The following is a 26,655-nucleotide window of genomic DNA, read 5'->3' on the forward strand; positions in this document are numbered from 1 at the left end:
CCCGGGCTTCAGCCGCCCTTCCTGTTCAGCGCCTTGATGGCTTTGTTCGCTTCGCCCTGGCCGCAGTCGCCCTTGGTCTCCTTCAGCTCGGCGAGCCGGATGAGGGCGGGGACCGCGTCCATGTTGCCCAGCGCGCCCAGCCGACTGGCGGCGAGTCTGCGCACGTTGCACTCCTTCGCCTCCAGGGCCTTCGAGTAGGCCAATACCAGGTCCACTCCCTCCGTCAGCTTGGCGGACTCCAGGTAGCGGAGTGCGCCCCACTGCTTCGGTGAGTACTCGCCCTGGATGAGCTTTTCGAAGTACGGGCGAACCCGCTCCTTCGGGAGGTTGCTCAGCAGCCTGCGCAGGTCGCTGGTGCTGCCCTTGGAGTTGTCGTTGTCGCCGCCGCCGAAGTCCTCCGCGAGCCCATCCAGCAGCGAGTCCTCCACCGAGGCGCGGCCGTCCGGGTCCAGCGAGGTGAGCAGTACCCGCTCCTTGTCGTGGTTGCCCAGGGCGTGGTGGGTGGCCGCGAGGGCGCGCCGCACCGGAGCCTGCTTCTGCTCCTCGTTCGACGTCTCGTTCAGCAGCGCCAGCGCTTCGTCCTTCTTGCCCTCCTGGAGCAGCGACATGGCGCGCACGGCGGGGCTGTTCAGATGCAGCACGATGGCCACTCCGCCGCTCAGGAGCACCACGGCTCCGAGCACGGCCATCGTCGCGCGCGGCTGCGCACGCGCCAGCAGCACCGCCTTGTTCACGCCCTCCTTCACCTTGGGCGGCACCGTCAGGAACGCGTTGAGGCGGGTCAGGCCCGTGCCCAGTCGCGCCTTGCCCGAGCGCAGCGCACTGGAGACGGCCTGTATCCCCCGGGAGATGGGCGCCAGCGCCGCGCGAGTCCGTTGGACCGCCGGCGCCAGGTGCACCGCGAGGGCGTTCTGCTTCTCGAAGCGACTGCCGAAGGGAGGTCCCTCCTCCACCTGCTGGCAGCGGTAGAGCTGGAGCTGTTCCTCGCGGCCGGGGAGGGTGATGGAGCCGCAGGGTTCGACCTCCGCCTCGGCGCGGTTGCGCGCCAGGTTCACCGCCTCCGTGAAGGTCACCTGGCCCGCGGCGGCGACGTGCTCCACCGTCTCCAGCACCTCCATGGGCTCGCCCAGCACGGTGTCGGAGGTCAGCAGCACCTCGCCCGCGTGCAGGCACACGCGCACGTGCAGCCGCTCCTCGGGGGACAGCGCCTGGTTGTGCCGCCACAGCCGGTCCTGCATGGCCATGCCGCACAACACGCCCGACGTCGGCGAACGGAACACCACCAGCAGCGCGTCTCCGCGCTTCTGCACGAGCCGTCCCTCGTGCTCCCTCACCAGCGGCATCAACAGCCGGTCATGCGTCTCCAGCATCCGCGCGTTCTCTTCGTGCGTCTGCCGGCTGGTGCGCTCGGTGAAGCCCTGGATGTCGGTGAGCATCACCGTCAGGTTCTGCGGCTTCACCGTCGACGTGCTGCCGGACAGCGTGGGCTTCGTCCCGAACGCCGCCGTGCCCGTGCGCATCGCCGAGGGCGAGGGGGACGCGCTGTCCGTGCCCGGCGAGGACTCCAGGCCGAAGGCGGCGGTGCGCTGGCTCGTCCGGCTCGGAAGCGGCGCGGGTGCCGCGTCTCCCGCGCCGAAGACGGACGTCCCGCTGGGGCCACCGGTGCTCGTCGCTTCTCCCGCGCCGAAGACGGACGTGCCGGAGGGCGTGGTGGTGGTGGGCGCGCCAACGTAGGCGGGAGTCCCCAGTCCAGGCGTGAAGGCGGACAGCGACGAGTGCGCGGCGGCCAGCGCATCCGCCAGCTCGTGCGCGCTCTGGGGTCGCTTCGCCGGGTTCTTCTCCAACAGGCGCATCACCAGCGACAACAGGCCGATGTAGCGCGTCAGCGAGGGCGCCGCCCGGTCCAGTGGGAGTGGGGCGTGGGAGGCGTGCTGCGCGAGGAAGTGCCGCGCCTGCGGGCCCTCGAAGGGGAGCCGCCCCGACAGCACGCGGTAGATGAGCACGCCGAAGGTGTAGAGGTCGCTGCGCGTGTCCACCTTCGCGCCCACCGCCTGCTCCGGCGACAGGTACTCCGGGGTGCCGAGCACCACGCCCACCTGGCTGACGTTGCTCTGCGCGTCCGGTTCCACCAGCCGGGCGATGCCGAAGTCCAACAGCCGGGCCTGCTCGCCGCGCGCGCCGGGGGAGATGAAGACGTTCTCCGGCTTCAAGTCGCGGTGGATGATGCCCTTGTCGTGGATGGCGGCCAGGCCCTCCGCGAGCTGATGGAGCAGCGGCAGCGCGCGGCCCGGCGGCATGGCGCCCCGGGTGAGCACGTCGTACAGGCTCTCGCCCTCCACGAACTCCATCACCAGGCAGGCGTGGTCGCCGGACTCACCGAAGTCGACGATGTGCACCACGGAGGGGTGCTCGACAGCGGAGAGGAGGCGGGCTTCGCGCTTGAAGCGCTCGGCCATGCCGGGCTGCGCGTTGAGGTCGTGGTGAAGGACCTTGATGGCCACCTTGCGGCCCAAGGAGACCTGTTCACCCAGGTACACTTCGCCCATTCCGCCCGAACCCAATGGACGGAGTACACGGAAGCGACCGTCGAGGACGAGGGAGTCGGGAGCCAGCACGCCGGGCGCATATTGTCCGACTTCGCCCCGGCGCGCATGACGAACAACGCATGCGGCCCTGGGGTCGCCAAGCCCCTCCGGCTGCCCCCCGGGCGGGGGATTGTCATAAATTTCGGGCGCTTGGAGGCCGTGGTAGTTTCCAGGCTCCCGCGATGGCCAACGAGAGCGACTCCCTAAAGCCCACCGCGGCGCCCGACGCGCGCGCCGCTACGCCCGAGCTGCGCCTGCTGGACCGCAGGGCGTTCGTGGGCTTCCCGGCGCTCGAAGTCGTTCCGGGCCTGCGCATCTCCGACTTCGCGCTCCAGATTCCGGACGTCAGCTTCCCCTTCAACGTCAGCGCCGGGGCCACGCGTTATCAGCGCAAGAAGCTGCACTTCGGCTTCCTGGAGCTGTCCGTCGACGCGGATCTGGTGACGCGGCGGGTGGCGGAGCTGGCGGGGCGGCTCGCGGGCCTCGAGGAGCTGCGGCTGCACTTCCGTCCCGGGTACCTGGAAGGGCAGGGCCGACTGCCCGCGCCGGAGCGCACGCCCTTCACGTTCAAGGTGGCCTTCGACGCGGATGGCGAGAAGCTCGCCGTCTATCTCTACGACGTGCGCCTGTACGGCTTCTCTTCCACGCCGTCGGTGCAGGTGCCGGGGCTTCTGTCCGCCGCCGTGGGCGCGCTGGCGCTGGTGCCGGACGTGGAGGTGCGCGGCGCCTCCGGCTTCTCCACGCGGGTGCTGCCCGCGCTGTGTCAGCTCGCGGCGGTGAGCCGTGGCTACAAGATGCCGTCGCTGGACACCGCGCGTCTGTCCGCCGCCGAGGTGTCGAGCACGGGCTTGAAGCTGCGCTTCGCGGCGGGCGGTCTGCCTCCTCCAGCCACGCCGGACGAGGAGCTGCTCCTGACGTTGGAGGGCGCGCGGGCCTTCGCGGACGCGGAGGGACTCATCGCCCAGGGGCGGCTGGCCGAGGCGCGGCAGCAATACCTCCAGGCCGGAGACGCGCAGGAGGCTCACCCCTTCGCCGCCGAGCGGCTCTTGTCGCTGCTGGTGGCCGACCCGCAGGCGCACGAACTGGCCCTGGACGTGGCCGCCACGCTCCAGCGTCGTCGGGACCGCAGCCCCGCCGCGCTGTGGGGCGAGGCCGTGGTGCGCGAGCGCCGGGGCGAGGGTGCCCGCGCCGCCGAGCGCTACCTGGCGCTGTGTGCGCTGGCGCGTCGCACCTCGGAGGAGGCCGCGGCCTTCTTCTCCGCGGAGGCCGCTGCCCGCTGCTCTCGCGATACCGCGCCCCAGGTGGCGGTGAAGGCGCTGCATGAGCTGCTGGGCCTGAAGCCGGACCACCTGCCTTCGCTGAAGGCGCTGGCGCGCGCGTCGGACCAGGCGCGTGACAGGGCGGGCGCTGTGCGGGCCTACCGCCGGTTGGCGGCGCTCGCGAGAGACCCGCATGAGGCCGCCGACGCACACGTGCACCTGGCCCGGCTGTGCGCGCAGACGGAGGACGACATCGCCGGAGCGCGCCTGCACTGCGAGGCCGCGCTGCGTCTGTCTCCGGACCAGTCGGATGCGCTGTTGCTGCTGGGTGAGCTGTGCCACCGGGGCGGCGAGCACCTGCGCGCGCTGAAGGCGTTGGACCGGCTGCGCGAAGTGTCCATGGCCCGGCACGAGCTGGACCGCGTGGGCCACGCCGACCTGATGGCCGGCCGGGTGTGGGAAGAGGGCCTGAAGCAGCCGGAGAACGCGCTCCTGCGCTACCGCGAGGCGGTGTCCCTGCTGCCCGGCGAGGCGGAGCCGCTGTTCGCCGCCGCGCGCGTCGCGGAGGGACTGGGCCGGTTGCAGGAGGCGCTCGCGGGCTACCAGCAGGCGCTGGAGCTGGCGGGTCCCGCGCCTCGCTCCGAGGGCGTCCGCCATGCCGCGCACGCCAGCCATCATGCGCTGGCGCGGCTGTACCGCTCTCGCCTGGGAGACCCGGCGCGAGCGCGTGAGCACCTCGAGTCCGCGCTGGCGCTGGACCCTCGCGACGGGGTGGCGCTCGAGGAGCTGATTCCGTACTTCCGCATCACCGGGAAGTCGCTGGAGCTGGCCGACGCGCTGGAGAAGTCCGCCGCGCTCCTGGACGAGCCGGCGAAGCGCGCCGCGTCCTGGGCCGAGGCGGGTGAGCTGTATCGCGGTCGACTCCAGCAGCCGGAGAAGGCCGAGCGGCTGTTGCTGCTCGCGCTGGAGGCGGACGCGGACCACCGGCCCGCGCTGGAGTCGTTGCTGGCCCTGGCCGAGGCGCGGCGTGATGGACCGCTGCTGACGCGGTGCCTGTCCGCGCTGGCTCGACTGGCGCCGGACGTGAAGGAGCGCGCGCAGAAGTACCGCCGCCTCGCGGTGGCCGCGCGCGACCTGGCCTTCGATTTGGACCTCGCGGTGCACTCCCTCCAGGAAGTGCTGCGCGCGGAGCCGGATGACCTGCCGGCGCTGGGCGAATTGTGCGCCCTGCAGCGCAAGCGCGCGGACATGGCCGGGCTGGCCGTGGCGCTGGAGGAGCGCGCGCGGGTGGCGGAGGCGCAGGGTGACAAGCGCCTCGCGGCGGCGGCGCTGCGGGAGCTGGCCGGGGTGCTGGAGGCCCGCCTGGGCCGCGTGGGTGACGCGCTGGTGTCGCTGGAGAAGGCGGCGCGGCTGGCCCCGGACTCCGCCGTGCTGCTGGACCTGGCGGACCTGTCGCTGCGCTGCGAGCGCCCCGAGCACGCCCGACGCGCGCTGGAGTCGCTCCTGTCCACGCTGCCGCGCACCGCCGCGCCGGAGAAGCTGGCGGACGTGCGCGCCCGGCTCGGTCGCGCGTGCGAGATGTTGGGCGACCGCGAGGGCGCCATCGCCGCGTATGCGCAGGCGCTGCCGCTGCGCCGGCTGGACGACACGCTGGCCGCGCGGCTGGAGTCGCTCTACACGGAGGCCGGCGAGACGCAGGCCCTGGCCGAGCTGTGGGCGGGACGTGCCCAGGCGCTGATGGGCGCCGACCGCGCCGAGGAGGCCGCGCCCCTGTTCCTCCAGAGCGCTCGCGCCCTGCTGGAGCGGGGCGAGAAGGCCGCCGCGCTGCTGCGCCTGACGGCCGCGCTGGAGGCGAGTCCCCAGGGCCCGCTGGCGGCCGAGGTGCTGGAGTCGCTGGCCGAGTTGGAGCTGGAGCGCGGCGAGAAGCTGGAGGCCGCCCGGCTGTACGCGCGTCGCGCCGTGCTGGTGCCGGAGGCCCGCTCCGGCGCGAAGCTGCTCTACCGCGCCTCGCTGCTGGCTGCGGGTACCAGTCGCGAGGAGGCGTTCCTCGCCGAGGCCCTGGAGCGCGATTCGACCTTCGCGCCCGCGCGTCAGCGTCGCGGTGAGCTGAAGCTGCCCACCGATGCACGCGCCGCGCTGGAGGACTTCGAGGCGGTGCTGGCGCTGCCTCCGGTGGACGCGGATGCGCCGCGCGAGGCGGAGCGGGTGGCGCTCACGCGCAAGGCCGCCAGTGCCGCCGTGCGCGCGGGCAAGACGGACTCCGCGCGTCGCCTGCTGGCTGAGTACTGCATCCGGGCTCCCGAGGACCTCGACGCCCGCGTGGAGTTGGTCAACCTGCACCGCAAGGCGGGCGCTCGCGAGGCACTGGCTGACCTGCTGGTGGAGCTGTGGCCGCGCCTGTCCGGCGAGCCCCGGCGCGCGTCCCGTCGTGAGCTGGCGGAGCTGTCCCTCGTCCTCGGCCGTGCTGGCGCCGCGGTGGACTCGCTGCGAAGCCTTCGCCTGGAGGAGCCGCAGGACACCTGGGCGGCGCAGGCGCTGCTCGACCTGCTGCCTCCGCCGGGCACCGGCTCGTCGGACGAGGAGGCCGAGCGCCTGGAGTTGCTGGGCGCGCTGGTGTCGTCGGCGACGGGCGAGGACCGCGCCGAGCTGCTCGCGCGTCGCGCCGTACTCCACCGCGCCACCGGTCGAATCACCGCCGCGCGCGAGGACTTCTCCGAGGCCGCGAAGCTGGCCCGTCGTCCCGCGGCGCTGTTGCTCGCGTTGGCGGAGCTGGCACGCGAGTCGGGTGACGAGGCGGGAGAGCTGGAAGTGTGGCGCCGCGCCGTGGTCGCCGATGCCCAACTGGGCACGCGCGCTCGGGAGCGGCTGCTCGCCCTGGCCGTCGTGCTGTCGGAGAAGGATGAGCGGGGGCTCGCGCGCGAGGCGCTGGTCTCCGCCGTGGCGCTGTCCCCGTCGGATGCCGAGCGCTGCGACGCCTACTTCGCCCTGGCCGACCTGGCCCACCGCGACGAGCGTCCGGACGAGGAGGTCGCCGCGCTCGCCGAGGCCGCGCGTCAGGGTCCCACGGCCCGCCGGGTCGAGGCCCTGCTCGCTCGCGCCACGCTGCTCGAAGCTCGCGGACAGCTCGCGGACGCTCGGGAGAGCCTCAAGGCCGCGCTGGCGCTGGCACCGCGTCATGCGCAGGCCACCGTCTCCCTGCAGCGCGCGCTGCGAGCCCTGGAGGACTGGGCCGCGCTGGCGGAGCTGCTCTCGGCCGAGGCGCCTCATGCTCCTCCGTCCGAGGCGGCGGCGATGTACTCGGAGCTGGCGTCGCTCTACCTGGAGCGCCTGGAGCAGCCGGCTCCCGCCGAAGCGGCGCTGCGCCAGTCGCTGCGGTTCGCTCCCGGCGATGCGGACGTGCGACGCCGGCTGGTGTCGTTGGTGGCCGGGCGCGGTGAGCTGCGCGAGGCCGCGGCCCTGCTGGAGACGGCCGCCGAGAGCGCCACGACGTCCGAGGCCGCCTCGCTGCTTCGCGAGGGCGCCGCGTACGCGCGAGAGGCCCAGGACCTGGACCGCGCGCTGAAGCTGGCGCGCAAGGCACACTCGCTGGTGCCGGCGCGGGGCGCGGAGCTGGCGTCGCTGGCGGAGTTGCTCTACCTGCGCGGCGCGGTGCTGGAGGCCCTGCCGCTCCAAGAGACGCTGGCGTCGACGGTGGATTTCGCCGCGAACCCCGACGCGGCCGAGTCCACCTGGCTGCGGCTGGCGGAGCTGGCGGAGAGCGCGGGCGAGACGAAGCGCGCGGTGGCGGCGTACCGGAAGCTGCTGCTGGAGCGGCCGTTGTGCGAGCCCGCGGTGCAGCGTCTCTCCTCGCTGTTGGAGAAGGACGACCCGCGCGGCGCGTTCGAGGTGCTCGTCACCCACGCGCGGGCTCTGGCGCCCTCCGAGGACACAGTGCGGCGGCTCGTGGTGCTCGCGGAGAAGGCGCGCGCCGCCCTCGCCGACGCGGGTGTGGCGGCGTCGCTCCTGGCGCGCGCGGCGGAGATGGCGCAGACGCCGCTGCCGCTCCGCCTCCAGCTCGCGTCGTTGTATCGCGACACGGGGCGTTCGCTGGAGCTGCTCGCGGAGCTGCGCCACGTGGCCGCGCTCAGCCTCCAGGTGGGCGACGTGGCCGCGACGCTCGCGGCCTATGACGAAGAGGCGCGCCTCGCGGAGGCCACGGGCCGCGCGGACGAGGCGCTCCGGGCGCTGGCGGACGCGCGAGACTTGTTGGAGGCGCGGGGTCGCGCACCCGAGGCCGCCGCGTGCGAGCGTCGGCGCGCGGAGCTGCTGCGCGACGTGAAGCTGGACCTGTCCGCCGCGGAGAGCGCGTTGGACCGCGCCTTCTCGCTGGCGGAGGACCTGGGCACCGCGCGACTGGGCGCGGCGCTGGCGGAGCGCCGGGACGATGCCGACGCCGAGGCCCTCTGGCTGGAGCGCGCGCTGCCCCTGTTGGACGACGCCAAGGAAGCGGCGGCGCTGCGGTTGCGGCTGGCGAAGCTGCACCTGGGCGTGCTCTCGGACACGGAGGAGGCGGAGCGCTTCCTGCGCGGAGCGCTGCGGCAGGACCGCTCGCTGGACGAGGCCGAGACGCTGCTGGCACGACTGCTGGAGCGGGACGGACGGCTGGCGGAGCTGGCCGCCTGGTACGAGGAGTGCGCCGAGGGCGAGGCGGACTCGGAGCGTCGCGCGGCGTTGCTCCAGCGCGCGGCCGTGCTGTACCGCGACAGGGCGGGGCGTCCGGATGCCGCCGCCGCCGCCTTCATCGCCGCGCGGTCCGCCCGACCGGATGACCTGGACCTCACCGCGCAGGCCGCGGAGCTGCTGCACGAGGTGAATCGTCACGCGGACGCGGCCGAGTTCGATGCCGTGCTGCTGGAGGCCGACCCCTTCCGCGAGCCCGTCTTCTCGCGGCACCGCGCCTTCCTGGAGGAGACGCAGGATCCGCAGTCGCTCGCGGAGTTGATGCTGCGCCGGGCCCAGCGCCAGTCGGATGCCGACGCCGCGGACAGCTACCTCGCCGCCGCCCGGTCCTTCCGCGCGGTAGGTGCTCGCGAGCGCGCGCTGCTGTGCGAAGACCGAGCCTTCGAGCTGAGCCCCGCGAGCGCGGAGGCCTTCGAGCGTGTGCGCGAGCGCGCGGCCGGAGATGTGCGTCGGCTGTCGGAGTTGCTGGCCCTGCGCGCCGCGGCCCTGCCTCCCGAGGAAGCGCTGCCGTTGCTGCGCGAGCGCGCCACCCGACTGCTGGACGCGGGCGAGGCGTTGCTGGCCGCCGAGGCCTTCGACGTATACCTGTCCAGCTCCGGCGACGACGTGGAGGCGCTGTCCGCGCGCGCCGAGCTCGCCGCCCAGAGTGGAGGCCCCGCCGCCGCGCGCCCGTATGACCGGCGCCTGCTGTCGGCCGGGGGCGAGACGCTGCCCGTGACGGTGCGCGCGCGGACGTGGCTGCGGCTGGGCCATGCCTCGCTGGGCGCGAACGCGTACCACGACGCGGCGGATGCCTTCGAGTCGGTGGTGTCACTGGAGCCGGAGGGCGAGCGCGGCCGTGAGGCGCTGTCTCTGCTGGCGGAAGTGCACTCGCGCACGGGTAACGCGCCGGGCCTGTACCGGGCCTCGTTGCAGCTCGCTCGGTACGCGGAGGACACGGCGACGGCGGAGGTGCTGTACCGCCGCGCGGCGGACCTCTTCGACGACCCGAGGGACGCCATCGACGCGCTGTTGCCGCTCGCTCGGCTGCGTCCGGCGGATGCGTCCATCATCGACCGGGCGGTGGCGGGCCTGCGCGCGCTGGGCCGTCACGGTGACCTGCTGGCGGTGTACGAGTCCGGCGCCGAGGCCGCGGGTGGCGTGCGCGCCGCCGAGCTGCTGCTGGCCGCCGCCACCGTGGCCGCCGAGTCGCTCGCGGATGTGGACGCGGCCTGGGAGCTGACCCAGCGCGCGGCCGAGGCCGCTCCCGAGGACGTCACCGCGCTGCGTGCGCTGGTGGCGGGCCTGCGTGAGCGGCGGGAGACGACGCGACTGCTGGAGGCGCTGGAGCGGCTGGTGCCGCGCCTGGAGGACGCGGATGAGGCGTCCGTCCTGCGTCTGGAGCTGGCCTCACTGCTCCGTGACGCGGACCAGGTGCCGAAGGCCCGCGAGGCGCTCGAGGCCGTCGTCGAGCGCGGTGCCTCGGGTGCTGGCTACGCCATCGCGCTGGAGGAGCTGGAGAAGCTGCTGGGCGATGTGCCCGCGCGTCGGGCCGAGGTACAGGTGGCGCGCGCGGAGCTGGTCTCCGGTCGCGAGCGACTGGTGCTCCTGCTGTCCGCATCTCGGGCTTTCGAGAGCGCGGGCCGGTTGCAGGATGCGCTGAAGGCGGCGAAGGCCGCCGTGGCGACCGAGCCGGACGTGGACGCGGCAATGCGCATCGCCCACCTGCATCGCGCCCTGGGCGAGGCCCCCCGCGCCGCGAAGGCGCTGCTCCAGGCCGCGCGACTCGCCTCGCCGGAGGAGCGTCCGCCGCTGCTGCTGGAGGCCGCCGACCTCTGGGAGAAGGCGGGCGAGCACGGGGAGGCGCTGGAGGTCATCGAGCGCATCGCCACCGAGGCGCCAGACATCCTCGAGCCCGCGGAGTTGGCGGAGCGCTTCGGTCGACTGGGCGCCTTCACGCGCGCGCTCCAGGTGGGCTTCGCGCCCGCCATGGCGGCCGGCGAGCTGACGGACGCGCTGGCCATGGCCGCGCAGGCCGGAGACACCGCGCGGACACGCGAAGCGCTGTGGGCCCTCGTCGCTCAGCCCGACACGGACGCGGCCCATGCCTCCGCGCTCGCGGACGGGCTGCGTGGCGAGCGCGACGCGGAAGGGATGCTGGAGCTGGCGGCCCTCTCCCTCTCTCGCGACGAGGCCTTCGCGGTGACACTGCGCGACGAAGTCCTCCGCGCGGCGGATGCCCCGGTGCTCCAGCGCCTGCGGGCCCTGGACGAGCTGTCGTCCGACGCGAACTTCGGCACCCGGCTCACGCTGTTGTTGCCGGGGCTGGAGAAGCACCCGGTGGCGCTCTCGGAAGCGGTGCTCGGCCGGGTGCGCGTGCTGTCGGATTCGGCGCGAGTGGAAGCGCTGTTGATGGCCGCCGAGGGGTGGACGTCGCGTCGCAAGCCGTTGCTGCGCGAGCGTCATGCGCTGGAGCTCAGGCTGGGCCGCTTCGACGCCGCCGCGCGCACGCTGGCGCGGCTCATCGAGGTGGAGGAGGACTCCCGCGCCCGGGCCACGCTGCACCTGGAGCACGGCGAGCTGCTGCTCAGTCCGCTGGACCAGCCCGCCGAGGCTCGCGCGGCCTTCGAGCTCGCGCTGGACGCGGATGGCACCAGCCTGCCCGCGTTGCGCAACCTGCTGGCGCTGGTGGACGAGTCGAAGGAGCCCGCCGTCTTCGTGTCGCTCGCGGAGCGGTTGATGGTGGAGGAGGGGCCCGACGCGGCCACGCCTCATCGCGAGCGCCTGGCGGATGCCTACGAGGCCGTGGGCCAGGTGGCGGACGCCGTCGCACAGCTGGAGGCGCTGCCGGAGACCGAGGAGCGGCTGGCCCGCCGCGCGAGGCTCGCGGAGCAGCGCGGCCTCACGGGCGAGGCGCTGCGGCTGCGCGAGCGGCTCACCGACGAGCCCGGGATGTTGGAGTCCATCCTCCGGGGCTACCTGGAAGAGCAGCTCATCGCGCCCGCCGCGCGGCTCGCCGAGCGCCTCTTCGACGCGGGAGTCCTGTCCGCCGAGGTCCTCCGCCTCGCATGCGAGCGGCTCTCTCCGGTGATTGAGGGCGCGCCGTTCGCGGTGCGCGTCTGGCCGGAGCTCTTGCGCGCCACTCCGCTGGACGTGGATGGCTGGACGCTCTTCGCGGAGGCGCTGCGACTGCTGGAGCGTCGGGACGCCGCCGAGCGCGCGGATGGTGTCGGCGCGGCCTTGTCTTCCAGCACGGCGACGGTGCCCGCCGCGACGGTGTCCGCGCTGCCAGTGCCCACGGGCTTCGAGCATCCGCTGCCCCCGAATGCGCTGCCGGTGACGGCCGAGCGCTTCCCGCGACTCTTCTCCGCGCTGCGCCCCATGCTGTCGTCGCTGGGCGGAAGCCACCTGCGGGTGAGCGTGGACCCGTCGGGTGGCGTGGAGGCGTACCTGCTCAACGCGGAGGAGCTGGTGCTGGGCGCGGGTGCGCTCTCGTGCTTCGGCACGGTGGAGCTGGGCTACCTGTGCGCGCTGGCGCTCGCGCTGGGCGCGGACGGCGTGAAGCTGTCGCGTCCCGGCGAGGTGCCCGGCTTCGAGGCGGCGGCGGTGACGGCCTTCCGAGCGGTCCCCGCCTCGCTCGCCGCGGGGCGCGTCCTGGCGCGGCTGGAGGCCGAGGTGCGAGGGAGTGACCCGGCGCGGGTGGATGTGGGCGCGGTGCTCGCACGTGGGGGCGCCTTCCGGGCCGTGGCCCTTTCCGTGCTCGACGTCGGGTAGCCGTGTAGCCTCCGCGCCGTATGCGCCTGAAGCACTTCGCTTTCTCCGTCCTCCCCGCCGCCGCGCTCGTGACGGCCATGGCCTGTTTCTCGGACCCCGTGTACCCGGGCAATCAGCTCCTGGGCACCTTCCAGTTCGAGGCACGGTTGGACCCGGCCAACACCACCTGCGACGCGGCGATGCCGGAGTTCGCGCAGCTCGACGACGGCGGCGTATTCCGCTTCGAGGGCACGTTCTCCAAGAACGACGACGGAGGCGCCGGCTGGTTCACCGTGCAGGGCTTCGACCGCGAGGCGAAGTACGAGGGGCAGCTCGTCGACTCCCAGCTCAAGGCGACGGCGCCGCGCTCCTCCTGTGGCACCGGCTGCAAGGACTCGCAGATTGAGGAGTCGCTCAACGTCACCCTCTTCAGCGACAGCCAGGCGGGCCTGCTCAACCGCAACTGCGCCGCGTTCGATGGAGGCATCCCCGACGCCAGCCCGCCGGCCCCCACGGAGAATGGCTACGACGTGTCCCTGGCGTGTGGTTCGCTGACAGATGTCTTCCTGCCGGGCTCCTGTACGTGTACTCCCACGACGTGCAAGACGGCGTACAAGGTGCAGGGAGTCCGGAGGGACTGATGGCGAAGCGTGCGGTGGTGTTGATTTCGGGTGGCCTGGACTCGACGACGTGCGTGGCCATGGCGAAGGCGAAGGGCTTCGAGCCGGTGTGTCTGGCCGTGGCGTATGGCCAGCGGCACGCGGTGGAGCTGGAGCGGGCCCGTGACGTCGCGGCCGCCATGGGCGTGAAGGACTTCCGGGTGGTGAGCATCGACCTGCGCCAGATTGGCGGCTCGGCGCTCACCGCGGACATCGACGTGCCCAAGGACCGGCCGGCCGACGAGATGAGCCACGGCATCCCGGTGACGTACGTGCCGGCGCGCAACGCGCTGTTCCTCTCGCTGGCGTTGGGACTCGCGGAGGTGGTGGGCTCCACGGACATCTACATCGGCGTCAACGCGGTGGACTACAGCGGCTATCCCGACTGCCGGCCGGAGTTCATCCGCTCCTTCGAGCAGATGGCGAACCTGGCCACCAAGGCGGGCGTCGAGGGCGCGAGCTTCACGGTGCACGCGCCGCTGTCTGGGATGACGAAGGCGGACATCATCCGCGAGGGCACGCGCCTGGGCGTGGACTACGGGATGACGCACTCCTGCTACGACCCGGACGCGCAGGGGCTCGCCTGTGGGCGCTGTGACAGCTGCGTGCTGCGCAAGAAGGGCTTCGAGGAGGCCGGAGTCCCGGACCCGACGCGCTACACGGTGGGGGCATGAGCATGACGACGCGGCTGGGCTGGGCGGTGGTGCTGGGGCTGTGCGTGGGCGGCGAGGCGACGGCCCAGGATGCCGGGGCACCGAAGACGCCCGCGGCGGCGAAGTCGAACTCCACGCCGGGCAAGGGCGCGAAGCCCGGTGACATCGCGCCGCTCGTGGACGCCACGACGGTGGTGGAGGACCTGGCGCTCGACTTGAAGTACGCGACGGCGGACAACTTCCTGAAGAAGCAGGTGTACCCGGACACGGCGCGCTGCCTGCTGCTGCCGGAGTCCGCGCGCAAGCTGAAGGCGGCGGCGGACGCGCTGCGGCCCAAGGGCTACCGGCTCAAGGTCTACGACTGCTATCGGCCCCGCGCGGTGCAGTACGAGATGTGGAAGATCATGCCCGTCCCTGGCTACGTGGCGGACCCGAAGAAGGGCTCCAACCACAACCGGGGTGGGGCGGTGGACCTGACGATGGTGACGCTGGAGGGCAAGGAAGTGGAGATGCCCACGCCCTTCGACACCTTCACGCCGGCGGCGCACCACGGCTACGCGGGTGGCACCGAGGTGTCCCGTCAGCACCGCGAGGTGTTGCGCGAGGCGATGGAGGGCGCGGGCTTCGCTCCCAACCGCATGGAGTGGTGGCACTACGACCTGCCCGACGCGAAGTCCCGGCCGGTGCTGGACGTGCCCTTCGCTCCGGTGAAGTAGCGCCGAGCGTCCAAGACGCCCTGGCTCCATGATGGAACGGTGATGAAGCCGGGCGCCACCTGCGGCACGCTGGGCTGAATCCGAAGGGAAGGCTCCGCCCGGTGTCCGCGTTGGTCCCACGATGAAGACCGCTCTCCTGCGCTCCCTGCTCGGCGTCCTCCTGTGCCTCGCCATGTCGGCGTGGGCCCAGGGCGGCTCGGGCACGGTGTCGGGCTCGGTCCTCCAGGCGCGCGGCCAGCAACCTCTCGCGGGGGTGAAGGTCTCCGCCGCGTCCTCGGCCCTCGCGTCGCCGCGCACCACGCTGACGGACGCGCGGGGCCACTACCAGCTCCCCTCGCTCCCGGCGGGCCTCTACACGCTGCGCTTCGAGAAGGAGTCCTTCCAGGCCTCCACGCGCGTGGATGTGAAGGTGGAGGCGGGCCAGACGCTCACCGTGTCGGTGGAGTTGTCCCCCCTCGCTTCGCCCCTTCCTCCCGCCGTGGCGAGTGGTACCGCGTCCCATTCCTTCTCGCCGCTGGCGCCGTTCGCCCCGCCTCTGCGGCTGGAGTCGGATGGTGTCGCGTGGATGGTCGTCCCCCGTGCTGGAGACATTCGAGACAGGGCGCCGCCCTGGGCGCTGCCCCAGGCGTCGACGCTCGCGCCCGAGGGGGCGGGGCAGAGTCTCTTCTTCACTCCGGGGAGCAGGCCCCTGCGCGACTCGGACACGCGCGGCCATGGCGTCAATCCGACCATCGACACGGAGGAGGAGCGCGTCTCCACGTACACGTTGCAGGTGAGCACGGCGTCGTACGCGCTGACGCGAGGCTATCTGGAGCGCGACTCCCTGCCGGCGGAAGAGGCCGTGCGGGTGGAGGACTTCGTCAACACCTTCGAACTGGGTGAGGACGGCGACGCGGTGGGCCCGTTCGTCATCCACGTGGAGGGCTTCCCGTCGCCCAGCCGCAAGGGCTACCACGTCGTGCGCGTGAGCGTGCGGGCCCGCGAGGACTTCACCGACGTGGGCGTGCAGTTGGAGTTCGACCGGAAGGCCGTGGCCCGCTATCGCCTGGTGGGGTACGAGAACCAGTCCGCCACGCCGGAGCCGTTCGACGATGACGCGGAGCCCGTGGCCGTGCCGCTGGCGGCGGGCACTTCGGTGACGGCTGTCTACGAAGTGAAGCTGATGGGCCCCGCCATCGCCTTCGGCACGCTGCGTGTCCTCTACGAAGAGGGCGAGAACACCATGTGGCGCCGCGTGCAGAAGCTGCTGCCCTCCAGCGTCCTGCGCTCCTCCGCCACCCGCGTCGCTCCCTCCACGCGGCTGACGTACGTGGCCGCCGCCTTCGCGGAGAAGCTGCGGGGCTCCTACTGGACGCGCACGCTCGATTGGGCGCGGCTCCATGCGCTCTGGCAGGAAATCGGCGAGCCGCTGGCGAGTCGTCCGGACGTGGTGGAGCTGGGTGCGCTCATCAAGAAGGCAGGCACGCTGGACCAGCGCAAGGACCGCTTCGGCCCTCCAGGCTCGCTGTCCAACATGGACCCCGACAACCTCCCGGCCCCCGGAAGGTAGCCGCGAGCATGCTCCGCAGGTTGCTTCCCATGCTCGTCGCCCTCGTGCTCGGCCTCGCCGGGCTCGGCTGGGGACTGGGCTACCTCCATCGCATCTTCGCCAACGAGCGGGAGGACGCGCGCCTCTCGCTCGACTCGCGACGCGAGGCGCTGGAGCAGTACGCCCGCGCGTCGCTGACGCAGTCACTGCACGACAAGCTGGAGACGGCGAAGCCCGCCCTGGAGGCCGCGGTGGCGGACCCGCTCGCGCCCGCCACGGGCCTGTACCTGCGCGAGCGCGGCACCCAGGTGCTGCCCCGCCTGGCGCTTCACGACACCGGTGACGTGTCGCCCGCCCGCGAACGCTACGCACGGTTGCGCGCGGGCACGGAGGTGGCGGAGGACCTGGACGACCCGTGGGCGGAGCGGCTCGCGCGGACGCGGGCGGTCGAGCTGGCGCTCACGCGCGGAGACCGTCGGGCCTCCACGGTGGCGCTGATGGCGTTGCTTCAACATCGCTCGCAATACGTGCTCGCCTCCACGCGGGACGTGCCGGGCCTGCTGGTGGTGCTGGAGTCGCTCGCGGAGCGCGGCGACCCGGTGCCGCAGCTCATGCAGGCGCTGGTGCGTGACGGACTGGCGGATGGAAAGGGGGGCCGGTTGGATGGCCTCCAGCGGTTGCTGCTGTCACGCCGCTCGCGCTTCACCCCAGCGGACTTCCAGTTCCTGATGGAGCGGGTGGCCGCGCTGTCCACGAAGGTGGGCGCGCCAGTGGACGACTTCGCGTCGCGAGCCCGAGAGCTGACGGCGAGCCCGCTGCCCCTGCCGGCCTTGCTCCCGGGCCCAGCCCTGGTGCGTGCCGGGTGGTACCTGGAGCCCCGCGGTGGCAACCAGGTGCGCGGCGTGGCGGTGGACGCCACGGAGTTGCTGGCGTCACTCACTCGTGAGATGCGCGAGCGCGGGTTGCTGGACGCGGAGGGCAGCGTGCGATTGCTCGGAGACGCGCCAGTGTTGTCGCTGGAAGCGCTGCCGCTGGCGGTGGCCACGCCCGAGTGGGCCCGGGCGGAGACCGCGCTGGAGCGCCGCTACCGCTTGAAGACGGGCATGGTGGTGCTGTGCGCGGGGCTGGCCCTGGGCATCGCCGCGCTGGCCTTCCTCGCGCAGCACCGCAAGTACCGCTTCCTGGAGCTGAAAAGCGACTTCGTGGCCACCGTGTCGCATGAACTTCGCACGCCGCTGGCCTCCATCCGCCTGCTCGCGGAGACGCTGGAGTGGCGACTCGCCGAGGGCACCGACGCCCGCGACTATCCGGCGCGCATCGTCCGCGAGGCGGACGGGCTGGGCTTCCTGGTGGAGAACCTCTTGTCCTTCAACCGCATCGACAAGGGCCGCTGGGTGCCCAGGTTGGAGCCGGTGCGCCTGGACGAAATCGTGTCGCTCCTGCGCCGGGACTTGGAGTCCTGGTCGAAGGTCCCCGTGGAGCTGGAGGCGGAAGCAGGGGAGCTCACGCTGCGCGCCGACGCCCAGCTCCTGCGCCTGCTGCTCTCCAACCTCGCGCGCAACGCCTGCGCCTACAACACGCGCGACCCCGTGCGCCTGCGCGTGGAGACACTAACCGGTGGACGCGTGCGCTTCTCCGACAACGGCGTGGGGATTCCCCCGGCGGACTGGGAGCGCGTCTTCGGGGAGTTCGTCCGCCTTCCAGGACAGGGCAGGGAAGTGGCTGGCAGTGGCCTGGGCCTGGCGCTGTGTCGCCGCATCATGCGTCTGCACTCCGGTACCCTTCACGTGGTGGCCTCCAGTCCCGAGGGCACCACCTTCGAGCTCTCCTTTCCCCCGAACGCGACGCCATGAACCCCACCCAGCCCACCATCCTGCTCGTGGAGGATGACCCGAACCTGCGGCTCGCGCTGCGCGACAGCCTGGAGCACCAGGGCGGCTACGCCGTGGAAGAGGCGGCCACCGTGCGCGAGGCTCGCGAGCACCTGGCGCGCCGCGCCTTCCAGCTCCTCCTCCTGGACGTCATGTTGCCGGACGGAGATGGCTACACGCTGTGCCGGACGCTGCGCGAGGAGGGCGTCACGTCGCCCGTGTTGATGCTCACCGCGCGCACGCTGGAGGACGACGTCGTGCGCGGCTTCGAGGCGGGCGCGCAGGACTACCTGGGCAAGCCCTACCGCCTGCGCGAGCTGCTGGCCCGGGTGGGCGCGCTGGTGCGCCGCGCGGGTGGCGGTGCTCCGGCGAAGCAGGTGCGCTTCGGCGGCTACCGGATGGACCTGGACCGCCGCAAGGTGGAGACGCCCGAGGGCACCAACGTGGAGCTGACGCGCACGGAGTTCGACCTGCTCGCCTTCCTGGTGCGCGAGCGTGAGCGCGTGCTGCGCCGCGACGACATCCTGGACGCGGTGTGGGGCCGCGACGTCGTCGTGGACCCGCACACCGTGGACAACTTCGTCTCCAGCCTGAAGAAGAAGCTTGGCTGGAACAGCGCCTCGCGCTTCGCCATCCAGACGGTGCGCGGCGTGGGCTACCGCATGGAAATCGAGGCGCCCTGACGCCGCTTCAGCGCAGCGGGTTGTGCAGCATCCGCTGCTCCAGGTCCTCCAGCGCGGCGCGGCGCGGCTCCTCTGTCCGGGTCCGCATCGCCTGGATGAGCGACACCGTCTCCGGTGCATCCACGCGCAACAGGGCCTGGGTGATGGCCTGCTGGATGTCGCCGGTCTGTTTCATCCAAGCGCCGACCAGGGCCTCGGCGGCCACGCGGCGCACGGCGCCTTCCTCCTCGCGGGACTTCGATTGCGAGGTCTTCCACGCCCAGAAGGAGCCGACGTCGCCCAGCGCCACGGCGAGCCGACGCGTCTCCGAGGGCGCCGGATTGAGCGCGAGGGCCTCCGCCAGCGCCTGCGCCATCACCAGCCTGCGACACCGGCCCATGGCCTCTCGCACCGTCTCTCCTCGCGAGCCTTCCTGATGGGAGAGGGCGATGAGCAGCGCCGCGGCCTCCGGGGACTCCAGCTTCGCCAGGGCCGTCGCGGCGGCACGGCGCGCGGGACGCCGGGTCTCCGAGCCTTCCAGCAGGCTCTTCCACAACGGCAGGAGCCGCGCGTCGCGCAAGTCACCGGTGGCCTCCACCATGCCCACCTGGAGCGCCAGCTTCGCGGAGTCGCGCACGGGCTGCGGCGCCTGCCCCGCGTCGTCGAAGGCGAGCCGCTCCACCATGGGCCACAGCGCCTGCGCGCCCAAATCCCGGAACAGCGCGGCGGCGGCGGCGAGCGTGCCCCGCTTCCTCGCGTCCAGGACCGTCACCTGCGGGATGACCGCCTCCAGGCGCACGAAGGCCTCGGGCGTCTCCTTGCGCGCGCGCGCCACTTCCTCCCGGAGCGCGCCCAGCCCGTCGTCGGTGCCCGTCTGCGCGCGGGCGGAAGAAGCGGACAGTGTCAACAGCAGCGCGGCTCCCATGCTCCAGGTCAGTGCGCGAATCATCGGCCGCTCTCCCACCACTTCGCTGAAGGCACGTCGCGCGCGCTGTTCGTCGCGCAGTGAATCTCGCCGCCGCCCACGTGGTAGAGGTCCCAGGTGTCCGTCCAGTGCACGCGGATGCCGTGCGGCGCCAGGGCCTCCTCGAGTTGAGCCTTGAAGATGTCCTTCCCGTCGATGACGAGCCCATGCGGGTCCGGCGCGATGACCATCGAGCGCGACACCGACAGGAGGTTCACCGTCCCGGGTTGCAGCGCCGTGGCGCCGTTGGGCGCGCTCTGGAAGAGGAAGGGCACGCGGACAATCTCGTCGTCGGTGAGGCCCGTCTCCGCGCGGAGGATTCGCAGCTGCTCGTCGATTTCGAGCGCCGCCCTCGCGCTGGTGTCCATCACCCCGGCATGGTCCAGCAGCGCCGACACCGTCACCTCCGCGGGGCGGTCGTACAGCCAGCGCCTGTCCTCGAAGAGCTTGGACTCGCCGTGTCCTTCCTCCAGGGCCTTCATCAACAGGCGCCGCGCCTGGGCGGGGTCGGCCACCAGCGCAATCCAACCGCGCGGTGTGTTCGCGGGCAGGAAGCTGATGGTCTCATCCACGTGCGCCACCGCGAGCCAGGACGTGTCCAGGTACACCACCGGCTGGACGGCCTGCGCGTCCAACATCTTCGTGAAGCTGGGGTCGGGCTGGAAGTCGGGCTCGGAGCTGGGGCCCCGGCCGCGCAACAGGCGCCCCAGGGGATACTTCACGCCGTCCTTCTCATAGGGAGGAATGACCTCCGTGTTGCCCAGGGAGTTGAGCGTCTGGGATTCGGCGGACAGGCCTGGCTGGTATTGCGACACCGCCGCCTGGTCCCTGCCTCGGAGCCAGTAGACGATGCGGCCCGCCTCGCGCAGCGGAATCCGGGACGAGTTCCAGTTCGCGTTGGCCGCGCGGTAGTTGACCTGGATGACGTGCTGGGCGCCTCGGCCACCCAACCTGGGCATCGACATGTACGCGGGCTCGAAATAGTCCTGCGCCCACAGGTCATCCACCGCGAACTCGGAGAAGGCCGTCGGCTCACCGGACTCGGCGAGTGCCCCGCCCAGCTCCTGCCGGAAGCGCGACGAATCCTCGTCATCCAGCCGCGATACGTAGACGTTCCGCACCGGCGTCAGGTGGTGGAACATCACCACCGGCGCGACGCGCAGGCGCACCGTGTCCTGGAAGCGCTCCGTCGGCCGGTCCACGTGGTAGATGGTCAGCACCACGTCCGCGTACCCGTCCCACAGGTCCGGGTCCCTCACGATGTCCTTCGCCTCGAGGGCGATGCTCACGCCCTCCCTCAAGTCCTTCGCGGACAAGGGCAGGAGGTTGGGGATGCGGAACGAGAAGAACTCGTCGCCAATCTGCTTGAACAGGCGCACCTTCTCGCTCGCGGGGCCTCCCACGGAGACGGTGCCCACCGCGTAGTCCGGGGCCTCCGCCCAGCGCTCCACGCGCAGCCGCGCCAGGTCCCACAGGTCCTCGTCTCCGTTGATCTCCGAGTCCGCCGCGTCGTTGCAGGCCTCCAGCGCGTCATCGCTCATGGCGGACGGAGACATGCTGAAGGCACACCGCTTCTGGTCATCGTCGATGTTGGCCAGGAAGATGGCGCCCCGCTCGGCGGTCCACAGCTCCTCGTCCGTTTCGTCGGCCGCGTTCACCGTGCCGTCGCGATTCACGTCCGCGAGCAGGTTCACATGGGGCTCGAAGGGCGCGGTGAGGCGGTCCGAGGTGCCGCTCGTGTCGCTGTTCCAGTCGAAGGCGTCGCAGCCGCTGAGCAGCATCAGCGAGAGCAGCACGCCCAGGGACGCTCTCGCGGGGACGCGCATGTCGGGTGGAGGGCTCATGTAGGTCCGGGTCGATGGTTGACCGGCCTGGTGCCGGGGGGCACCCATCCATCGTTGGAATCCATACGAAAGGTATCCTGGCCCCAGGTTCAAGCAACGATTGGTGTGGTCTGGGGCGGACCTCGCGCGGCAAGTGATGGTTGACATCGCGAGTGCTTTCGTCGAGGCGGCCCGAGGGGAGGGCAGACGAGTGCCGATGAACGCGCTGTAACTTCGGGCGCCTCCGCGTGTTCAAGGCTTCGTCATGCGCCTTCTGTCCCTCTGCTCCCTGGCGGTGGTGCTGCTCTCATGTGCGAGCACCCCGCACCCTGTCGTTCGCAGTGAAGCGCCACCGGACCAAGGCCCCGGGGCGGAGGTGCACCTGCTTCAGCGGTGGGCCTTCGGGCCATCGGAGAGAGACTTGGCGGAGGTCCGCCGGCTGGGCGTGCGGGGCTGGGTGGAGGAGCGGCTCGCGCGGAAGGACGCCCCGGTGTCTGCGGCGTTGGAGGCGAAGCTCCAGGAGTTTCCGACCCTGACGATGTCGATGACCCAGCTCGCCAGCGACTATCCGGGCAAGAAGGAGCGGGAGCAGGCGCTGCTGGATGGCCGCGAGCTGATGCGGCCCGTGCGGATTGGCTTGGAGCTGTCCGCCGCCAAGGTGCTCCGGGCGGTGGAGGGGCCCAATCCGCTCGAGGAGGTGCTGGTGGACTTCTGGTTCAACCACTTCAACGTGTCCGCGGACAAAGGCGCGGTGAGGTGGATGGTGACGTCCTACGAGCGCGACGCCATTCGCCCGCATGTCTTCGGACGCTTCAGGGATTTGCTCGAGGCGACGGCGCGCCACCCGGCGATGCTCTTCTACCTGGACAACTGGAGGAGCACTCGCGACGGGATGCCGAAGCTGGGGCAGCGTCTGACGAGGCGTGGCGTGGCGCCGATGATGATGGAGGATGACGGGGACGGCGACGACGAGGACCCCGCCGAGTCCGAGCCGAAGCCGGGCCTCAACGAGAACTACGCGCGCGAGCTGCTGGAGTTGCACACGCTGGGCGTGGACGGCGGCTATTCGCAGCAGGACGTGCGGGAGGTGGCGCGCAGCTTCACGGGGTGGAGCATCCGGCGTCCGCGTCGCGAGCCGGAGTTCGTCTTCCGGCGGCGGGCGCATGACATGGAGGCCAAGCAGGTGCTCGGACAGGTCATCCCCGCGCGCGGTGGCGAGGCGGATGGAGAGAAGGTGTTGGACCTGCTCGCGCGGCACCCGGCGACCGCGCGTCACCTCGCGACGAAGCTGGCGCGGCGCTTCGTCTCGGACACGCCGCCGCCGGCGCTGGTGGACCGGTTGGCGAAGGTGTTCCTCTCCTCGGATGGGGACCTGCCCACGATGTACCGCGCGCTCATCGACTCGCCGGAGTTCTGGGCGCCCGAGGCACGCGGGGCGAAGGTGAAGACACCGTTCGAGTTCGTCGTGTCGGCGTTGCGCGCGACGGGGGCGCAGGTGGAGGTGCGTCCCAGGTTGGTGCAGGCGCTGGCGAGGATGGGGGAGCCGCTCTACCGCGCGCCCGCGCCCACGGGCTTTCCGGAAGTGGCGGCGCCGTGGGTGAACAGTGGCGCGCTGGTGGCCCGGCTCAACTTCAGTCTGGATTTGGTGTCGGGGCGAGTGCCAGGAGCGCGCGTGTCACTGGCGTCACTGGCCACGCCGTCGACGCCCACGGCGGAGGCTTGGGTGGACACGCTGGGGCGCGCGCTGTTGGGGACGACGCCCTCGGAGGAGACACGGGCCACGGTGCTCGCGGCGCTGTCCAAGCGCACCGAGGCCGCCAGCGCCGAAGGAGAGCCGAGCCCCGTGGATGTGCAACTCGTTGCCGGGTTGTTGCTCGGCTCGCCGGAGTTCCAGCGACAATAGATTGCTAAAGACACACGCTCATGAGCCGTGCCCTCGTGCGTTATCGAGACAGAAGGCACAGGGCGTCTGGACGGACCCGGGAGTCAGTCCTGGTGGAATGAGGTTAGACTTCCAGACATGGACAGAGTCGCCCTCTTCTTCTGGCTGTGGGTGCTGTTCCTCGCGGTCAACGTGATGTGGGCGCTGGCGCAAGCGGTGGTGGCGAGTGCCTTCGGGGCGCGCCCTCTCGCGGTGCGCATCGGCTACGGGCCCCAGTTGGTGGCGTGGCGCATGGCCGGCATCGGTTGGAGCCTGCACCCCATCACCCTGGGCAGCTCCGCGTCGTTCGTGCCTGAGGCGGAGGAAGGTTCGACGGAGACGCTCAAGAGCCGGCTGCTCGCGCTGCCACCCCCGCTGCATGCCCTGGCCCTGGCCGTGCCCTGGTACGTGCAGATTGGCGTCGCCATGGCGTGCCTGGGGCCCGCGGAGGGTTTCCATCAGTTCACCGAGGGCTTCCCCGCGGTGTTCAACCTCCCCGCGCTGCCGGGGCGCGTGGAGCGCTTCGTCGGGTTGCTCCGTGACGGAGAGCTGGTGCGGGCGTGGGGCATCATGAGCGCGCGGATGGCGTCCCTGAACCTGCTCCCCATTCCCTCGCTGGCGGGCGGCTACCTGATGCTCTTGCCCTGGCGCGAAAAGTCGCCGACGCCGACGTGGGTGCGCCCGGTCGCCGCCGTCCTGCTCGCCATTTCACTCCTCTGGGCCGTGTGGGTCTCATCTCTCTTCGTCAGGGCCATTCTCTAGGCAGCCATCTGGAGGGGACATGGCGCTCGACCTGAAGCTGCGCGTCACCGAGTCCGGCGGAAGAGCCGGGCCGAAGGGTGCGGAGCCTGTTCCCGCCCGGAACCGGACGATGCAGGTCAGGCTGGAGCGGGACTGGCTTCGCTATCGCGAAGCTTCAGGGACGGACGTCCTCCTGGATTTCGCGCGCCGCCGTCGCATCGTGCTGGATGAGGCCGCGAGGACGTACCGGGAGGAGTCGCTGTTCGCGACCGTGGGCTTTCGTCACATGGAGCTGGCCAACCGTGAGCTGGGTCGGTCCGTGATTGCCGCCGGAAAGGGCGACACGGCGGAGCTCGAGCCCGTCATGGCGGAACATCACCTCTCGGCGCTCGACAAGTCGCGAGGGCGGACGATTGACAGCGAGACTCCTTGGAGCGGCGGGCTCCGTGGCTTCTTCCGGTCCGTCATCGGTGGGTCGACGCGGAGCGATATCTCGGTCGTGTCGGAGCGGGGGCACACCGTGTTCGCCACCGCCGCGGGACGTCGGCTGTTCTCGTTCTCCGACGAAGGGACGGATGCTCCGCCCGAGCAGGTCCGACAGTTCGTCCAGTTCCTGCGGTACGTCTATCAGGGCCACCCACTTGTCCTGGAGCGACTGGCCTCTGGGGACCGCATTCCTCGCGACATCCATTATTTCGCGCGGCAGCCATTCGAGTCCCCGGCACATGAAGTCTCGCTGCGCGTCCACGCTGTCGACGTCGTGCCCGATGTCGCGCTTCCGCTCATAGGACTTCGCCGGGTGCTTCGCCCCCATGAGGACAGCCCCGTCAACGCCTCTATCGAGCGTGTGCTCCTGGGGGAGGTGCCTGACAACCAGGAGGTGGTGACGCGACGGATGGCGGAGGCGAAGCAATCCCTCCAGGCCGGTCGCGGGCTCGAAGGGACGCTCGCGCTGATGGAGCTGAGCCTGGAGACCGATGTGTCGCCGTCGGAACTCGGGGCCCTCCTTCAGCAGGAGACCGACGTGCACGTGCGGAGGCTGCGAGAGGCCCTCACGCAGCCTCCTCGCAACGAAGCGGAGGCCCGGGCCGTGGTCGCCACTTATGTCGAGCTGAGAGGGCCCGCCGGAAACAAGGCACACGTCCTCAATACGTTCCAGGCCAGCACCCACCGCGCGCTCCAGGAGGATGAGGAGGCACGCGGACTGCTGCTCGACGCCATCGAGGTCAACCCGTTCCTCGCGGGGGCCTACAAGGACCTGGGTGACATCTACTTGAGCGAATACGCGACGGGGGATGCCTGGATGTGCTGGGAGGCGGCCCGGAAGCTCGCGCCGGACCATCGGTTGTTGAAGGACGTCAACGAGTGGGAAGCCACGCTGGTGGCCGACCATCCGGAGTATTTTGAAGGGGGACGGGCGCTCGGCTTCGACACGCGCCTGCACTGAGCCCTCCGCGAGTGTCTGGAAGAGGGGGACAGGGCCCCCTGAATCGCGGTTCGTAACTTCCGGCGGGGTCCGGTGTTGTGTCGCTGGACGGAGCCTGTCTCCACTCGCCGGAGCTTCACGGAAACCATGAGCCTGCTGCTGTCCCGACGCCTCCTGCTGCGCGCCCTGGGCCTCTCCGGTGTGGGGCTGGCCTTCGCCCCCTCGCTCTCCAACCGGGCACTCGCTTCACCTGCCTCGCGTCGCACCCTGGTGACGGTGTTCCTGCGGGGAGGCGTGGATGGCCTCTCCCTGGTTCCTCCCGTGGAGGACGCGGCCTACCACCGCGCGCGGCCCACGCTGGCGCTGCGAGCGACGGGCGAAGGCGCCGCGCTGAAGCTGTCGGGTCCGTTCGGCCTGCATCCCCAGCTGGCTCCCTTGATGTCACTGTGGAACGAGGGCCACCTCGCGGTGCTGCACGGCGTCGGGCTGCCCACGCCGGTGCGCTCGCACTTCGACGCACAGGACTTCGTGGAGTCGGGGACGCCGGGCCGCAAGTCGACGCCGGACGGTTGGCTCAACCGCGCCCTCTCCGCCGAGGAGTCCGCCGCGCCGCTGCGCGCCGTGGCCCTGCAAGCCACGCTGCCTCGCGCGCTGTTCGGTGACGCGGGCGCGCTGGCGATGGGTCGCCTGGAGGAGTTCCGCCTCCGCGCGGGAAAGCGGGGCGCCGAGGCGACGCGGGGCTTCGCGGCGCTCTACGCGGGTGCGGTGGACCAGGCATTGCGCACCACGGGCCAGGGCGCCTTCGATGCGCTCTCCCAGTTGGACGAGCAGCACCTGGCGCGGCTGCCTCCCACCTCGGGCGTGGAGTATCCGCGCGGCCCGCTGGGGCAGCGGCTCGCCGATATCGCTCGGCTCATCCGCGGCGACGTGGGCCTGGAAGTAGCGGCGACGGAGATGGGCGGCTGGGACACGCACGCGGCGCAGGGCGCGGCCACGGGCACCTTCGCCAACCGGTGCACGGAGCTCGCGGGCGCGCTGTCCGCCTTCGCGCGGGACGTGGGTCCGCTCCTGGGGCGGGTGACGGTGGTGGTGCTGACGGAGTTCGGCCGCACGGTGCGGGAGAACGGCAGCCGGGGAACGGACCACGGCGTGGGCAGCGCGATGCTGGTGCTCGGCGGCGGAGTGAAGGGTGGCCGCGTCTACGGGCGCTTCGAGTCGCTCACCCCGGACCGGCTCCAGGACGGCCGGGACGTGCCCGCGTGGACGGACGTGCGCGCGCCACTGGCCGAGGTGCTGAGTGCCTGCCGTCCTGGCGTGGACCTGACGCGGGTGTTCCCAGGCTTCACCCCGGGCCCGTCGCTGGGCCTCTTCGCGTAGCGCGGGCCAGGATGGGGCA

General features: G+C 71.8%; 14 protein-coding genes. 11 read left to right on the forward strand and 3 right to left on the reverse strand.

The window, feature by feature from the left end; genetic code table 11:
* Positions 1-8 precede the first annotated feature (8 nt).
* On the reverse strand, positions 9-2,546 hold the full coding sequence (locus HUW62_RS09930; protein WP_255203339.1) for a protein kinase: 2,538 nt from the start codon (positions 2,544-2,546) through the stop codon (positions 9-11).
* Positions 2,547-2,767: 221 nt separating this feature from the next.
* Between HUW62_RS09930 and HUW62_RS09935 the strand changes: the two genes are divergently transcribed.
* From HUW62_RS09935 to HUW62_RS09965, 7 genes are all read left to right on the forward strand, one after another.
* Positions 2,768-12,316 carry a flagellar hook-length control protein FliK gene (locus HUW62_RS09935; protein WP_176434270.1) on the forward strand — a complete coding sequence of 3,183 codons (9,549 nt, stop codon included), beginning with the start codon at positions 2,768-2,770 and terminating at the stop codon, positions 12,314-12,316.
* A gap of 20 nt (positions 12,317-12,336) precedes the next feature.
* A complete protein-coding gene (locus HUW62_RS09940; RefSeq protein WP_163868994.1) occupies positions 12,337-12,936 on the forward strand; it encodes a hypothetical protein in 600 nt (199 codons plus the stop codon).
* Positions 12,936-13,628: a 7-cyano-7-deazaguanine synthase QueC gene (gene queC, locus HUW62_RS09945; protein ID WP_176434271.1), complete on the forward strand. Its 693-nt coding sequence runs from the start codon at positions 12,936-12,938 to the stop codon at positions 13,626-13,628. Before HUW62_RS09940 ends, queC begins: the two co-directional genes overlap by 1 nt.
* A gap of 2 nt (positions 13,629-13,630) precedes the next feature.
* Positions 13,631-14,323, forward strand: coding sequence for a M15 family metallopeptidase (locus tag HUW62_RS09950; protein WP_176434282.1), 693 nt, complete (start codon positions 13,631-13,633; stop codon positions 14,321-14,323).
* A 121-nt stretch (positions 14,324-14,444) separates the two neighbouring features.
* Positions 14,445-15,872, forward strand: coding sequence for a von Willebrand factor type A domain-containing protein (locus HUW62_RS09955; protein WP_176434272.1), 1,428 nt, complete (start codon positions 14,445-14,447; stop codon positions 15,870-15,872).
* 8 nt (positions 15,873-15,880) lie between these two features.
* The gene (locus HUW62_RS09960; RefSeq protein WP_176434273.1) at positions 15,881-17,704 is read left to right on the forward strand and encodes a HAMP domain-containing sensor histidine kinase; all 1,824 of its coding nucleotides are present in this window, start codon (positions 15,881-15,883) and stop codon (positions 17,702-17,704) included.
* Entirely contained in the window at positions 17,701-18,405 is a 705-nt protein-coding gene (locus HUW62_RS09965) for a response regulator transcription factor (protein WP_163868999.1), read from the forward strand. The genes HUW62_RS09960 and HUW62_RS09965 overlap by 4 nt, the downstream gene beginning before the upstream one ends.
* 7 nt (positions 18,406-18,412) lie before the next feature.
* Here HUW62_RS09965 and HUW62_RS09970 read toward each other — a convergent pair whose 3' ends face one another.
* Both HUW62_RS09970 and HUW62_RS09975 read right to left on the reverse strand, forming a co-directional pair.
* Positions 18,413-19,333, reverse strand: a complete 921-nt coding sequence (locus tag HUW62_RS09970) for a hypothetical protein (protein ID WP_163869000.1) — start codon at positions 19,331-19,333, stop codon at positions 18,413-18,415.
* On the reverse strand, positions 19,330-21,192 hold the full coding sequence (locus HUW62_RS09975) for a protein-arginine deiminase domain-containing protein (RefSeq protein WP_255203340.1): 1,863 nt from the start codon (positions 21,190-21,192) through the stop codon (positions 19,330-19,332). The genes HUW62_RS09970 and HUW62_RS09975 overlap by 4 nt, the downstream gene beginning before the upstream one ends.
* A 244-nt stretch (positions 21,193-21,436) precedes the next feature.
* Here HUW62_RS09975 and HUW62_RS09980 point away from each other — a divergent pair, with 244 nt between their 5' ends.
* The 4 genes from HUW62_RS09980 (at position 21,437) to HUW62_RS09995 (ending at position 26,636) form a co-directional block, all read left to right on the forward strand.
* A complete protein-coding gene (locus HUW62_RS09980; protein WP_163869001.1) occupies positions 21,437-23,074 on the forward strand; it encodes a DUF1800 domain-containing protein in 1,638 nt (545 codons plus the stop codon).
* 117 nt (positions 23,075-23,191) lie between these two features.
* On the forward strand, positions 23,192-23,854 hold the full coding sequence (locus tag HUW62_RS09985) for a hypothetical protein (protein ID WP_163869002.1): 663 nt from the start codon (positions 23,192-23,194) through the stop codon (positions 23,852-23,854).
* A 19-nt stretch (positions 23,855-23,873) separates the two neighbouring features.
* A complete protein-coding gene (locus tag HUW62_RS09990; RefSeq protein ID WP_176434274.1) occupies positions 23,874-25,280 on the forward strand; it encodes a lipopolysaccharide assembly protein LapB in 1,407 nt (468 codons plus the stop codon).
* A gap of 126 nt (positions 25,281-25,406) precedes the next feature.
* On the forward strand, positions 25,407-26,636 hold the full coding sequence (locus tag HUW62_RS09995) for a DUF1501 domain-containing protein (RefSeq protein WP_163869004.1): 1,230 nt from the start codon (positions 25,407-25,409) through the stop codon (positions 26,634-26,636).
* The last annotated feature ends 19 nt before the right edge of the window (positions 26,637-26,655 follow it).

This window comes from Myxococcus sp. AM011, from assembly GCF_013372595.1.
Taxonomy (GTDB): Bacteria; Myxococcota; Myxococcia; order Myxococcales; family Myxococcaceae; genus Myxococcus; species Myxococcus eversor.